The 13,796-nt window shown below is 67.3% G+C and carries 11 protein-coding genes; 2 read left to right on the top strand and 9 right to left on the bottom strand.

Annotated features, from left to right (window positions below):
* Positions 1 to 123: 123 nt before the first annotated feature.
* From AB0I81_RS43645 to AB0I81_RS43630, 4 genes are all read right to left on the bottom strand, one after another.
* Positions 124 to 657 carry an NUDIX domain-containing protein gene (locus AB0I81_RS43645; protein WP_360670502.1) on the bottom strand — a complete coding sequence of 178 codons (534 nt, stop codon included), beginning with the start codon at positions 655 to 657 and terminating at the stop codon, positions 124 to 126.
* A gap of 87 nt (positions 658 to 744) precedes the next feature.
* On the bottom strand, positions 745 to 2,421 hold the full coding sequence (locus AB0I81_RS43640; protein ID WP_360670499.1) for a hypothetical protein: 1,677 nt from the start codon (positions 2,419 to 2,421) through the stop codon (positions 745 to 747).
* On the bottom strand, positions 2,421 to 3,893 hold the full coding sequence (locus AB0I81_RS43635; RefSeq protein WP_360670496.1) for an ATP-grasp domain-containing protein: 1,473 nt from the start codon (positions 3,891 to 3,893) through the stop codon (positions 2,421 to 2,423). Before AB0I81_RS43635 ends, AB0I81_RS43640 begins: the two co-directional genes overlap by 1 nt.
* Positions 3,893 to 4,537: a hypothetical protein gene (locus AB0I81_RS43630; RefSeq protein ID WP_360670493.1), complete on the bottom strand. Its 645-nt coding sequence runs from the start codon at positions 4,535 to 4,537 to the stop codon at positions 3,893 to 3,895. The genes AB0I81_RS43635 and AB0I81_RS43630 overlap by 1 nt, the downstream gene beginning before the upstream one ends.
* Before the next feature lie 270 nt (positions 4,538 to 4,807).
* On the opposite strand from AB0I81_RS43630, the gene AB0I81_RS43625 reads away from it, so the two are divergent.
* A complete protein-coding gene (locus AB0I81_RS43625) occupies positions 4,808 to 6,181 on the top strand; it encodes a hypothetical protein (RefSeq protein WP_360670490.1) in 1,374 nt (457 codons plus the stop codon).
* Between the two features lie 539 nt (positions 6,182 to 6,720).
* A complete protein-coding gene (locus AB0I81_RS43620; protein ID WP_360670487.1) occupies positions 6,721 to 7,131 on the top strand; it encodes a hypothetical protein in 411 nt (136 codons plus the stop codon).
* 128 nt (positions 7,132 to 7,259) lie between these two features.
* Here AB0I81_RS43620 and AB0I81_RS43615 read toward each other — a convergent pair whose 3' ends face one another.
* The 5 genes from AB0I81_RS43615 to AB0I81_RS43595 all read right to left on the bottom strand — a co-directional run bounded on the left by AB0I81_RS43615 (position 7,260) and on the right by AB0I81_RS43595 (position 13,340).
* On the bottom strand, positions 7,260 to 8,438 hold the full coding sequence (locus AB0I81_RS43615; RefSeq protein WP_360670484.1) for a DNA cytosine methyltransferase: 1,179 nt from the start codon (positions 8,436 to 8,438) through the stop codon (positions 7,260 to 7,262).
* Positions 8,439 to 8,456: 18 nt separating this feature from the next.
* A complete protein-coding gene (locus tag AB0I81_RS43610) occupies positions 8,457 to 9,425 on the bottom strand; it encodes a DNA cytosine methyltransferase (protein ID WP_360670482.1) in 969 nt (322 codons plus the stop codon).
* 68 nt (positions 9,426 to 9,493) lie between these two features.
* Positions 9,494 to 10,321, bottom strand: coding sequence for a DUF6339 family protein (locus AB0I81_RS43605; protein ID WP_360670480.1), 828 nt, complete (start codon positions 10,319 to 10,321; stop codon positions 9,494 to 9,496).
* A complete protein-coding gene (locus tag AB0I81_RS43600) occupies positions 10,318 to 11,250 on the bottom strand; it encodes a hypothetical protein (protein ID WP_360670477.1) in 933 nt (310 codons plus the stop codon). The genes AB0I81_RS43605 and AB0I81_RS43600 overlap by 4 nt, the downstream gene beginning before the upstream one ends.
* Positions 11,247 to 13,340: a helix-turn-helix transcriptional regulator gene (locus tag AB0I81_RS43595; RefSeq protein ID WP_360670886.1), complete on the bottom strand. Its 2,094-nt coding sequence runs from the start codon at positions 13,338 to 13,340 to the stop codon at positions 11,247 to 11,249. Before AB0I81_RS43595 ends, AB0I81_RS43600 begins: the two co-directional genes overlap by 4 nt.
* Positions 13,341 to 13,796 lie beyond the last annotated feature (456 nt).

Genomic DNA, 13,796 nt, shown 5'->3' with positions numbered 1-13,796 from the left:
TGGCGGCCGGAACACTGCCTTGACGCACGTCGTGCCTACGTTCAGGCTTCCGGCGTGTGCCACAGTCGGGCGACACCAGCCCGCCGCTGTGTGGCTATCAGCAAGGAAGAACTCTCCCGTGCTTTAGATCACCCAGGTGTAGTTCTCATCGGTGATGGGCGGAAGGTAAGGGCTCCCGGCGGCGGCATCCGGTGTGGCCAGTGCACTGATGGTGGGCCCGATCAACGGGAACAGGGGTAGGTCCGCGACCTTGCGGTAGTTCACCCATTCGATGCTCCCGGGTTCGGTGGTGCCGTCCGGCAGTTCGTCGTACTCGACCGTGGCGAGCCGGGCACGTACGCTCGTCGTGATGTGACAGCGGAAGATCATGTGGATCTTGCGAGGTGGTGGGGTGGGGCCGGGCCGGGTGACCATCTGATCCTGGATCCAACACAGTTCGGGCGGGGTGGCGTCGGCGGGTTCGAGCCGGAGTTCCTCGGCGAGTTCGCGGCGCAGGGCGTCGAGCAGGTCTTCGCCGACGTTCACGTTGCCGCCGGGCGGGGTGTAGTGCGAACCGGACGGCCGGTCACGGCGGATCAGCGCAACCTCGTCACCGCAGAACACGAGGGCGCCGGTACGGATCCTGACACGGGAGAACGCGGGGATCGGGTCGGTCATACAGGCAGTATTGCCCTGTGTACACACGGATATCTGGCGAACGGATGAGCTTCCCGGTCACCAGATATCCGCTGCGCGGGCGTGGGGTCAGGCGGCGGCCAGCAGGCCGGGCATGGCCAGGTTGGCGTGGCCCTGGTCGAGGGTGAGGTGTTCGAGTTCCACGCCGGTCACGGTGTAGCGGCGCAGGCGGGTGCACGTGCCGCGCATGACGGGGCGCAGGTGGCACGGGTCGAGTTCTTCGATGACGAGCGTCGGGCGGTCGGTCGTGCTGTTCTTGCCGCCGGTGACCGCAGGCGGCAGGTGGCCGCCCGGGGCGAACGGAATCGGGGCGATGCGCCAGATCGGGCCACGCACGCTGGACAGGCTGGCGGCGCCGAAGCCGCGTTCCTCGCGAGGGGTCATGGGTTCGCCGTCGAGGGAGACCAGCCCGCGGAACAGGCCGAGCGCGCGGCCCTGGTTGACGATCTGCCCGGTGTCGACCGTGAAGTCGCGGGAGAAGAACACCTCCGCCGGGTAACCGGCCAGGTCGAGCGCTTCGGCGTAGCTGCGCAGCAGCGGGATGACGGTGTCGGCCAGGTGGGTGGCGGCGCGCCGGTCTACGCCCTGGCCGAACTGTGCCGCGGCCGTGTCCAGGCGGTTCAGGACGGCGGCGACGTCGGCCGGGGTGGCGTGGGGGAACGGGTCGCGGCGGCCGAGGCCGCGGGCCGCCTTGTAGGCGAGCAGCGTGTTCAGGACGTGGCGGGTGGCGTCGGTGTAGCCGGACCGCAGGCGGGTCCCGGTGGCCGGGTAGAGGTGCAGCGCGGTGAAGGTGCCGTCGGGGTGGAAGTCGGGGTCGGCGGCAAAGTAGTCGCCGTCGGCGTTGGCGAAGCGGAACACGCGCACGGTGCGCGAGCGGTGCGGGGCCGTCACCTGGCCGGTGAGCACGGTGAGCACGGTGAGCACGGTGGCGGGATCGGTGCTGAGGCGGTCGCAGACCAGGTGCAGGTAGCGTCGGCCGGGCGTGGAGAAGACCGGTTGGGTGCGCTCGTCGAGCCGTTCCACCTCGGTCAGCGGCAGCTCGCCGTCGTGTTCATGCAACGAGATGAGCAGGTGCGGGCCGCACGCGAGGACGTGGCGGCCGTCGATGACGGTGTCGGTCAGCTCGGCGGTGCCGAGCAGCGGCGCGAAGCGCATCTCGACGGCGGCCGTGGCCGAGCCGTGGCCGAGCTGGTCGAACACCGGCCGGTAGGTAACCAGGGTATGGGCGAAGTCGCGGACGAACTGGGCGCGGCTGGTGGCCGGGTCGCGGCCGATCCATCCCGCCGTGTACGGGGTGAGCGACAGGCGGATGCCGTCGAACACGTCGCCGTACTGCTCGGCGATCCGCTGGTGCATCGCCACCAGGTGCGGGTTGAGACTGGAGTAGCCGACCGTGGAGACGCGCAGCCGGACGCCGAGTACGTCGCGGGCCAGACCGCACATGGTGTCCAGGTGTGGGTAGGAGGCGATGTCGTTGTCCAGGTAGGGGAACAGCACGCCGGGCCGGTGGATGCGTCCGCCGGCGATCGTGAGGCCGCGTTCGGCGGCCACCTGGGCATAGGCGTGGGCGAAGCTGGTGAGGCCGCGTTCGGTGAGCTGCCACACGTCACGGCCGGCTTGCTGGGAGCAGAAGGCGCACACGTTGTGGCACCCGGCGGCGGGGGTGAAGTACTGAGCGCGGGTGAACGCCTCGTCGGGTAGGGCGCGGAGCTGGTCGAGCAGGAACGCGGAGGTGGTGAGGAGCATCAGAAATCCTCTGGCTGGCGGGGATGGAACAGCTCGTGCAGCGCGGTGTGAACGCGACGGGTGAGGGCGGATGCGCTGTCGGGGCCGTCGAACGGGCGCGGCTGCCCGCTGGTGACGCCCTCGATGGTGGCGATCTCGGCACCGGGGTGGCACACGATGTCGGGGCCGGGCAGGTTGGCCATCAGCACCTCGTGCCGGTCGGTGTCGGCGTCGGCCGGGTGCGCGCCCACCCGGAGGCGGTGCAGGCGGTCATCCGGGCCGAGCCGGTACACGCCGGAGCCGTAGCCCGGGGCGATGCTCGCCGGGGCCGGATGGCAGAGGCGGGCCTTTACGTAGAACGGGCCGCCCGCCTGGGTGGCGCGGGTGAGGGTGTCGGTGTTGAAGTCGTCCGCGTTACCCAGCCAGTCCACGCGTCCGCCGAGCATCACGGTCAGGTGGGCGGCGATGAACGGCGGCAGGCCGCGGAGCTGCTGGTTGACGGCGGAGACTTCGGTGGTGCCCTGGTTGCGCCAGTTGATCTCGTTCAGGAACAACCGCCCGTCCGGGGTGAGGATCGCGTCCAGGCCGAACAGTCCGGCCATGCCGTAGCGCCGCCACGCCCACGCGGCGATCCGCTGCGCGGACTCCACGATCAGCGCCGCCGCTGCGGCGGGCCAGGGCCTCGACCAGTCGTTGCCAGCGCTTTTGGCCGGGCCGATGCCCAGCGCGGCCACGCCGACCGATTTGTGGGAGGGCCGGTCCACGTAGGTGCGGACGCCGCCGTGCTCGTCGGGCACGCTGAGCACGGTGGTGTTGGAGGACCAGCCGTCCACGAACGCGGCGACCCGGAAGGGTCCGAGCAGCCGCGCGGCGCGGGACATGTCGTCCTGGCCGGCCACGAACACGGTGCCGCGCCCTCCGGAGGTCACTCCGGCCTGCACGACGACCGTGGCGGTGCCGACCGCGCGCTGCAGCTCGCCCAGTTCGGGCAGGTGATCGACGTGGACGCACGGGATGCGGACGGCGGCGGGTACCTCGGCCGCGCGCAGGAGCTGGTCGAAGACGGGTTTGGCCTCGACCTTGTCGCGCAGTTCGCCGTCGATGGCCGCGACGGTTCCGTCGGGGGCCGCCAGTTCGCGCAGGCGGCCGGTGGCGTACCAGGCGCTGATGACGGGCGGGCGGTTCAGGGCGATCAAGTGCGGGGGAACATCGTGCCGGATGCGGGGCAGCCGGCCGTGCCGTTCGGCCACCGACCGGGTCCGGGTCCGGTCCTCGGCGGCGACGACCGCGCCGGGCAGAGCCGGGGCCCACGCCGGGTAGCAGCCGATGGCCAGGGCCGGACGTAGTGCCTCGATGCCGGCCGGGCCGGTGTAGCTGGTGCGCAGCGCTGTGGTGAAGCGTTCGGCGGTGACCAGCGGGCGGCCGTCCAGCAGCCGTTGCAGCTCCTTGTGGGCCGTGTCCAGCAGGCCCGTGTCCACATTCAGAGCGATCATCACGCGGCCTGCCGGGGAAGGCTCGGGAAGGCGGCGGGCTTGATCAGGTCCGCGATGTCGGCGGCGATGTCGCCGGGGCGGCGGCGGGAGGTGTCGAACACGCGCAGTTGTTGGTGCCGCCTGCCCATGCCCTGGACGAGCATCGCGGCGAAAGTGTCGGCGAAGGCGTGGTCTTCGACGCTGCGCCGGTCTCCGGCATCCGGGTTCGGGCGGGTCGCCAGCCGCTCGGCTCGCACCTCGGTGGGAGCGTGCAGGTAGACGGCGATGTCGAACGGGGCGAACAGGCGGCGCCAGCGCAGCGCCAGGCAGGCGGCCAGGTGCGGGCCGCCTGCCATGCCGAAGGCCGTGCACCGGTCGGCGTAGCCGTCCTGGATGATGACCTCGCCGGGCCGGTCGGGCGGCGCGCAACGCACCAAAAGACCGTCGAGTAGGTAGCCGGGGCCGAGGAGGGCGGCGGTGATGGCGCCGGAGTCGGGCTGCCGGACCCGGGGCAGGCGGCGCAACGCCGCGGCGAACGGGTGGCGGCGGGCGAGCATCCACGTGTGTGACCTTGTGGGGATGCCCCGCTCGGTGAGGGTGGTGGTGAGCTCGTGGACCAGGGTGGTCTTGCCGGTCAGGTCGAGCCCATCGACCAGGATGCGCATCGTTCCTCCCGCATTGTCGGGCTTGTGGCCTGCGCCGTTGCAGGCGCCTGGCGGTGGCGGGCGGCCCGGGTGACGGCCGCGCGCCTTGCCGAGTCGCCTCGGGTGTGTAGCGGAGCGGTGAGGGTCGCAGCGCTTCCTGCCGTGTCGTTCTGACCGCCGGGTTTACGCTCCGGTCATCCGCTCCTACGGATCGTCACCCCGCGTCCGGTGCGCGGGAATGACCCCGGGCGGGCGGGCCGGTATATCGGGTATACGAGGCAGGCGGACGTCATGACGAGCAAGACGCCCAACGAGCAACTGCGCGACCTCATCGCCGAGACCGGCGCTACGTACGCCGCCATCGCCGGGGACGTGCGCGCCATCGCGGCGGCACACGGGGATGACCTGCGAACGAACAAGTCCACGGTGGAGCACTGGATCAGCGGCGTCCGCCCGGCGGGGACGACCGGCCGGCACGTGTCGGCCGCTCTGTCGCACCGCCTTGGCCGGATCATCACCGAATACGACCTCGGATGGGCTCCCGCCGAGGGTCACAACGATGACAGGATCGGGTTGTTCCTCGTCATTGACCCGATCGACGCCCTGCTACCGCTGTGGAGAGGCGACGTGGACCGACGAAGCTTCCTGAACGCCTCCGCCTACTCCGTCGCCGCCGCCGCGCTGCCGCTGGAGCACATGCGTGAGATCGCCGCCCGCACGACCGCGTCGGCGCGGACCGGTTTGACCGTCGGCATGGCCGAGGTCGCCGCCGTGCGTGACATGGTGGGCGCCTTCACCGACCTCGACGAACGGCACGGCGGGCAGCACGGCCGCACCGCGCTGATCCAGTACCTGCGCGACGACGTGGCCGCGCTGTGCCGGGGCCGCTTCCGCACCGAGCAGGTACGCCAGCAGATGCTCAGCGCGGCGGCCCGTGGCGTGCACCTGGCCGGGTGGAAAGCCTACGACGCCGGTCAGCAGGGCCTGGCCCAGCGCTACTACCTGTGGTCCTACAAGCTGGCCGTCGAATCCGGGGTGACCGGCCAGGACGGGTTCGTGATGCGCACCATGGCCATGCAGGGGCTCAAGCTGAACCGGCCCGAGCACTGTGAGGGCCTGGCCGCGACCGCGCTGAGCTGCGCCCGAGGCAAGGTGGACCCGGCCACCGAGGCGCTGTTCCGCATCACCCACGCCAACACCCTGGCCAAGAGCGGGCAACGACACGAGGCCATCGAGGAAACCCAGCGTGCGCATGATCTCCTCGCCCGGGGCCAGGACGAGGACCTGCCCTTCTGGGCCCGAGCGTGGGGGCCGCCGCAAGGCACCGTGCTGTCACGTTCGGCCAAGGTATTCCAGGCTCTCGGCGACGTCCGCAACGCCGCCGAGCAGTACGGCCGCGCGGCGGCCTGCCGACCGCCCACCACCTACGCCCGCATCGTCGCCCTGGACCTGGTCGCCGAGGCGGAGCTCCTGCTGGCTCAGGGCGGCATTGAACACGCCTGCGCCACTTGGGGACGGGCCATGGACCACATGAACGGAGTCGGCTCCGCCCGCACCCGCAAGGCCGTCACCCAGATGCGGCGCGACCTGACACGCTTCCGCGCCCGGGGCGTGACCTGCGCCCAGCAGCTTGACGAGCGCGCGATGGAGTTCCTGCGCACCTAATCACCGGGGCTCCGACGGTGTCAGCTCGAAGCGCCGGTGAGCGGCGCATTTGACACACCAGACGCGTCAAGCAGAATTTGACACGCCCATCGCATATATCTACCTGTAATAAGCAGCAAACAACTGGACAGCTAGTGGCTTCTGGTGGCTGTTGACCTCATACCATCAGAAACCCTCCCTGAACGGACACGGCAAGGGCCACGTACACCTGTGCCTCTCCCCTGGAAAAGATTCCACGCCTTCGGACTATGCAAATGGAACCCCATGCGATAGGTTTCCGACAGGCAAGGATAAGATCTTGTTATTGGATCCGCCTGCACCTCATTCTTCAGTCTGCCGTGCCGTTTTGCCCATACCCCAACAGGGGTTTCTTTGTTGTGCACACCTTTGCTGGAAGTAAACCATGCGGGCGGTGACATATAGAGGAGGAAGCGATCGCGCACCGGGCCCTCTCCTTGCCTTCCAGGAGGGCAGCAAAGCCCACACTCAGGCACGACGACACATTCTTCCGATCCAACCAGCCAAACGTGGGAGCTTTCATGGCAAGTCTCACCACCTGCATCCCCCTCTACCTCGACGCCGACGGCACGGAGGTACTTTCCGCGTTTCTCCGTTACGACGGCACCGAAATGCCGTTTCACGTTTGCATGCGCGTCCCGCACAACCCTGACACCCTGGAGTTCTACGTCTTCCGGGACTTCATCGCCGCCGGGCTCAATCGAACGTGCCTCCCCGACAATTGCTCCTGCCAGGGGATCTGTCTGCAGCGCGACAGTGCCGGATGGCTGCAGGCTGTTTTTCAGTTCCCCGGAGCGGACCCGCTCCACAGCTGGATTCTGCGCCAAGACCTGGAAAATTTCCTGGTCCGGACGTACGAAATGACCCCTTGGGGAGCTGAATTTTCGAACTACGATTGGGACAATGCACGCAGGAGGCTGAACCCTGAGTGACGAAATTCGTGTGCGTTGAGCGCACTTGCCCGAACAGCTATTGCACCAGACTTGCCAAGGTCATCCAGTTCAAGCTTCCGGGTTGACTTATACGACCACCCAGTGTATCGACGAGCTCGGACTATTTTCTAATACGGAGCGGCAACCCGAAGATAGCGATACAAAGCTCCTGCGATCGCCCTGGCCAATCCGACAGGAACGGCGTTCCCGATCTGACGGGCGATTTGCACCTTGCTTCCCACCCATTTGTAGTCGGGTGGGAAGCCCTGCAGGAGAGCGGCCTCCAGATGTGTGATGGGACGGTCGGCCTTGGGATGGAGGTAGCGGCCCTTTTCGGGCTTGTAGAACTCGGTGCGGATCGTCACGGAAGGCCGGCCCCACCACAGGCGACCCATAACGTCACCGGACCCGTTCCGGTGGTTGATCCAGTTCGGGGTGGACAGCTCCGGAGGGAGATTGTGACGATTGCCGCCCTCCGGGATCTCCCGGTAGCGCTTGAGCGAGAGTTCTGTCGGATTACGGCCGATGTGGAGTTCCGTAGTCCGGAAAATGCCGGGCAGGGCCTTTCCGAGAAGGTCGCACATCCCATCGGGCAGGTCGGTGGTTCGGGTTTCCGGCGGTGTGACGCTGAAGACTTCGCTGGAAGGGACCCAATCCTCGATGGTCTCGAACAGCGTGTCCCCGTCACCGTTTTTGTCCGGCTTTCTGTGGGTCGGGCGGGGGAACTGTAGAGGCTTGCCCGACGGATGCGAGTCCACCACGTCGCGACGGGTGGCAAGGACGATCACCCGTCTGCGGGTTTGCGGGACACCGTAGTCGGCCGCGTTGAGAAGTCTCGTCTCAAACACGTAGTCCCGTAGTTGGCCGCCCGTTTCGGTGGATGCCTTGAGTAGTTCGTACTCGCGTGACCGGAGGAAGCGGTCCACATTCTCGATAACGAAGATCTTGGGCCGGAGAGCGAGAACGACCCGAACGTACTCCTGCCAGAGCTTGTTGCGGGGGTCGTTCGGGTCCTCCTTGCCGAGTCCGGAAAAGCCCTGGCAGGGCGGGCCGCCGAGGATGACGTCCACATCGGAACCCACGATCCCGGGATCCCACCCGGCGATGTCACCGGCGTAGATGTGATCCGTCCCGCCCGCCTCCGCGGCGAAGTTCGCCGCGTAGGTGGAGGCTGCGGCGATGTCCCACTCGACCGCGCCAACGGTGCGGAACGCTCCGGACTGGAACGCGTGAAATCCCTGGGTCATACCCCCACACCCCGCGAAGAGGTCAACGATGTTGATGGGGCTGGTGGTGGGGGCGGTCATGACGTTACCTTACCGAGGTCACCGAGCCAGTGCCGCCGCGATTTGACGGCCCACCGCTTCGGCGAGCGGGGGTGGGAACGCCTGCGCGACCTGCTTGTAACGCGCGGTCTTGCCTCCGCTCACGACCCAGTTCCGCGGCAAAGCCTGGAGGGTCATCACCTGCTCGATGGTCAGCTTGGGGATCCCGTCCCTGCCGCGTTGCGGGTCGAGGATGAAATCCGCCTCGGGGACGTCGTTCCCGAGGCTGTGCGCGTTGACGGCCAGTTCCGCCCACTGGCGCTTGGTTCGGGTGGGACCGAGATCGGCGCCGCCGTGAATCTTCGATCCGCCCACGATCGTCGGGGCCACGCGGTCGGCCAGACGGGCCCATGCGTCCGCATCGGGCCAGCCCTTGCTCGCCATCGACTCGCGAAGCACCTCTCCGACGGGGGCGCCGGTCGCATGAGTCGCGAGTGGCCAGGTGAAGTGCCCGAACGTGTCCGATCGTATGGCGACCAGCAAGCAGCTGCGCCTGATCTGCGGAACGCCGAAGTGCTGGGCATCGAGGATCTTCCAGTCCCACTGGTATTTCAGGTGCTCCAGCTCGGCCTCGACTTCCGCCCGAACCCGCGCGAACTTCGTCGACAGCAGCGACGGGGTCGTCTCCAGCAGGATCGCACGCGGCTGCAGCTCTATCGCAAGATAAACCGCGGCGGCCAGCAAATCCCGTTCGTCTGCGCTGCCTTCCTGCTTACCCGCGATGGAATAGGGGGTGGAGGGAACCCCGCCTGACAGGAGATCGACCGTCGAGATCCCGTAATCGGCCCCGACGAACGTCTTGAAATCCATTTCCAGAACGTGCCAACTCGGCCGGTTTGCACGCAGCGTTCGGCAGGTGTGCGGATCGTTGTCGATCAGGATTACCGGATCGAACCCCGCCCGCTCCAGGCCAAGCGCCTGTCCACCGACCCCCGCGCCCACTTCGAGGCTGGTGAACTGTCCGCCCATGCTGTTCCTCCTTGATCCGGGTGTACTGAGATGAGGTAATTTCGCTGCCGCCGGACCGCGCGCCCGAGCTAATCCGGTTGTTCATTTGCGCTCGGGATTTCGGCGAAGAGTTGCCGGAAGAGCCCGGTCAGGGCGTCCACGGAGGCCGACCGCGCCCGACCGTCCGAAGGGCCGGCGGGCAATGAGTCGTAGGGGACCAGCACACCTTCCAACTCCTCGATCCAGTCGTGGTGGGCGTCCATATCCCTGGGCGTGTCCGGGGCGAGTGCTTCATAGGAAAGCGTGCTACCGGCGGCGTTCACCGCCTGCGCCAGTGCATTGACCTGCCGCCCGGTCCTTACGACGTCGGCACTGAGCAGTCGAATGATCGCCTGGGCGGTTGGCCGGTGAAGGACCACGTCGAGTCTCAACACCGTGTTCAACACGTCCTGGTTGTTGCAGGCGACCACGACCGGTTCGTAATCCGATCCATCGCGGAACAACTCGGCCGCCCACCACAGTCTGGCGAACGCCTGTGAATGGAAAGGGCCGGAGAACCGGGTACGGGACACCGTTGGCGGGTTTCCCCGGCTCAGGTGCCGCCAAAATACGTAGTCGGGCGCCAACCGTAGGGCCAAGAAGTTCCAGATGCGGGAGTCCGAAGCCTCACGACGCGTCAATCGCAATGTCGCGTGGAGGACCGGCGCCAGCCAGGCGTCGGCCGAAGTCCGCTCGGCCGGAAGAAATCGCTTCATCGCCTCGTCGAAGAGCTGCCGAACCGGCTCCGCCTCCCAACGTGCCGGCTCCGACATCTGCTCGATCGCCGCGAACGGCAGCGGCTCGCTGTTTTCGAGCACGCCCGCGTTGAGAAACCGCCCGGCGGCTTCGTCGGGCAGCAGGCCCAATGTCGTGTTCATTCGTCCTCCGGCGCGATCTTCTGCAGTGATCGAACAAAACCGCCCAGGCTCCGGGGCATTCGCGCCTGTTTGACCGCGGCGTGCAACACGCGTGTCTGGATGCGGCCCACGCCCTGATTGACGATCTCCCGCAGCGCGTCGTCCGGCGAATGGTGCGGGAAAAGGTCGGGCAGCATGCGGCGGAGTACCTGACCGCGCCATCCCTCCGGCCATTCTCCACCATCGACATGATGCGCCGCCTCGTTGAAGAGCACGGTCCACATGTCCACGGCGATCTGCGCGGCCAAGGCCTCGCGTATGGGCCGCTCCGCCGCCTTGGGGCTTTCGAGCACGGCACGCAGTCCGTCGAAGCCGCTGTTCAGGTGGAGTGTGGCCGTCTCGGCGGTGGTGGTCACGGTCCAGGGGTCGGTCTTGCACCAGGCCAGGTTCGGATCGGTGGAGAAGTCGACCCAACGTGTCTGAACGGCCTCCCGCCGCGCCGTCTCCCGCTCCCGGAGATTCACGGCCCACGGCTGCGCCACGGTCGCGATCACACGGCCGGGTACGTCCTGTACCGTGGCCACGAGATGGCCGGAAACCGTGACCCGACCGAAGTGGTCGTCACGAAGGAGTTCGACTTCCCCACTCCACTCCCCGGGCTGCCCCATCATGAGCTTCACGGCCGAATGCGCGTTGGTGCGCCTCTCCGAGACTGTGGCCAGAAAGGCCAGGCTGTACCACGGGCCGGAGCCCAGTTCGTGCCGCGGCGCGATTACCTGGAGGGTCAGCCGTACAACATTCCAGTCCTCGCGATCGAGGAGATCCAGCGCAATGGTGCGGTCCGATTCGGAGATCGTCCCGTACGGCAATGCCACGTCGTCCAGCCTGACCTGACGAACGGTCATGGTGACCTCGCCCGCCAAGATCGGGTACGGCATGATCTGTTTCATCGGCTGCCGTCCTTGGCCTGGGCGAGGTCCACCTCGGCTATCGCCATTCGACCGGCGACGGGGTGGCTGGTCACGTCACTCACGCCCATGAAGACGGCCGAACGTTCCCCGGCAGTACAGAGCAACATGTCTCCGCTCACTTCGCAGTTCGACTCGGCGGAGAGTTCCGCCCAGCGAGCTTCGGGTTTGGGACCGGAACGGGTGCCGAAGCGGAGCAGCGGGCGCAGCACCCATGGATCTTCCCGTTCCGGCAGTTTGATTTCGACCCTGATCCGCCATGCGCCGTGCTCGTCGACCTCCCCGGTGGCGCTCTTGACGGTGGGATAGCCCTTGGCCCGCGGCAACGGCATGGGGTCGAGATTCGTCAACTCCCGCAGAGCGGTCGGCACGCCTCCCGTTTGCGCGGGCTCGTCGGGTTTGACGGCGCTTCGGACCATGCCGAGCATGGTTTTGCGGAACTCCTTGAGTCTGGTGGTGGCGCCCCGGGCATAGGTCGAGGTCAAGTCTTCGGTGGGCTTCCAATCGTTGTGCTCGGGCGGCTCGGCCGCCCGGAGGAAAGCCTCGGCGGCCTCGTCGGCCGGCAGGCCGGCTTCCGTAGCGGTGCCGGCGAGCAGCACGGCCTGGAATTGTGGCGATCCGATGGGCACCCCCGTGACCGGCCGGTCCAGCACGGTCATCCTGGTGCCGCGCATCGCGACCAGGCGATTGGGCTTCTGGTCGGCCTCGGCGGCGGGTGTCACCAGCAACACCGCGTGATGCTCGACCGTACGGGTGCCCGTCTCCGCCTTACGCGGGGGCACGTTCATCGGTATGGACAACTCGGCGACGTCATCGGCCTTCGTGAGCTGCGACACCGTGGTCCGGTCGAGGAACGCCCGTACGGCACGCGCCCGCGCGGGCTCGTAGCGGTACGGGTCCACCCGTTCTTCGGCCACGACCACCTGGCCATCGCACAGCGCCTCCACCGAGGCTTCCAACATGGGTGCCCGGCCGCGACCCGCGATCATGGAGGCCCAGAAGTCCGAGGCCAGGCCACGCACGAGAACCGTGTGCATGTCTTCGAGCGTGGTCGCTTCGCCGGAAGGGTCATGTGCGCCGACGATCAGGAAGCTGGTGCCGGGGTCGAGGCTGCCCCGGGTGAGATACAGCTCCTCAAGCGTGCGCTCACCCGCCCACCAGGATCGGGCGGCGGACTCCCGCACGGGATCGGCGTTGCCGAGCCAGGCCGGTCCCGCGTACTGAACGCCGTTCAACTCATGCCACGGCATGTCGATGCGACCGATCGTACGGCGCTCGCGCAGGTTCTCGAAAGGCTCGGAGAGCGTGCTGTTCACGATCACCAGGCCGAAGCGGCTCGCCCCCCAAATGGTGGCCTTGCCGAGGCCGAACGAGCCGCCCGCGGTCCCCCGTTTGTGGCTGTCCAACTGCCTACGGATCACCGCGGCGAAGCGCCCATCGTCATACTCCGGGCCGGTCAGACCGTTGGCGTTGTAGTCGTCGATACGAAGCAGGAGCAGTTTGCCGGTCTCCCTGAGCTCGCGAAGCCCGTCGGCCTGCATGCGGCCCACCTTCTGCTTCGGATCGCAGGCCGCCTCTATGTGGGGCACGAGGTCATCCCAGCGGACGGCCTCCTGCAGGCGGCGCAGGCGTTCGCCGGTGATTTCATGCAGGGTGAAGCGCACTCGAACCGGGCGTGTCCTGTCCCAGCGTTCGTCCAGGCTGTTCTGCGTCGCTTCCCGCGCGGCGATGGCGAGGGAGGAGTCAAAGGCGAAGGCCGCCGCGTTCCCCAGTTCCCGGCCGCCGTCGGAGTGTGCCAAGCGGTAATGCCAGCCAACGTACTGGCTGGACTCGGGGGTTTCGTCCCGGGTGGCGGAGGCGCCGGCGGCCAGACCGAGGATCTCCTCGATAACCTGGATCTTGTCGATCCGCGGGGTCGCACGACCAGTGATCCAGGCCGAGACGGCGGCACGGGTCACGTCCAGGGCATTGGCCAGGTCCGATTGGCTCATGCCCTTGCGGCGCAGTTGACGGCCCAGCCACGCCCCGAAGGCCTCCGGGTCGTGGGTGATGCCATCACCGTCCTGCATCATCACGAGGTTTCTCCAGGGTGAGGCGGGGTTCGTTTGACACCAAAGGCTAGCGTCAAACGAAACTTGACGCCACCCCACGTGCGTTGGCCCTATGGTGTCATCATGACCATCTGCGGACACCGCCGACGGTCGCAGCGGGGAGAAGAGCCAACTCAATCCGTCTGCGAGGTTTCGTGGGACTGCGAGGTTTCGTGGGAAATGACCGGATTTTACTGACCCTTGCGCAACAGACGTTTCCCATGCCACTATTCAACCCTCTCCGAGGGCGAGCCAATAGACGGCCCTCCCAAAGGGCGAAGTGTCTCTGCGTTTCCTCCGAATACCCCTATCGTTTGACGGCATCAAGCCGTATTCGCGCATGCCCCGACAAGGATGGCGGAACGCACCGCCGTGGCCTTATCCGGTGTGCCGAGTTGGTTCAGTGCCCGTGCACCACTTCCTCCAATTGGCATTCCG

Origin of the sequence: Nonomuraea sp. NPDC050404 (assembly GCF_040655495.1) — a bacterium.
In the GTDB taxonomy this organism is placed as follows: Bacteria; Actinomycetota; Actinomycetes; order Streptosporangiales; family Streptosporangiaceae; genus Nonomuraea.
Note: the sequence above shows the minus strand (reverse complement) of the source record. Positions and strands in the feature narration are given on the sequence as shown.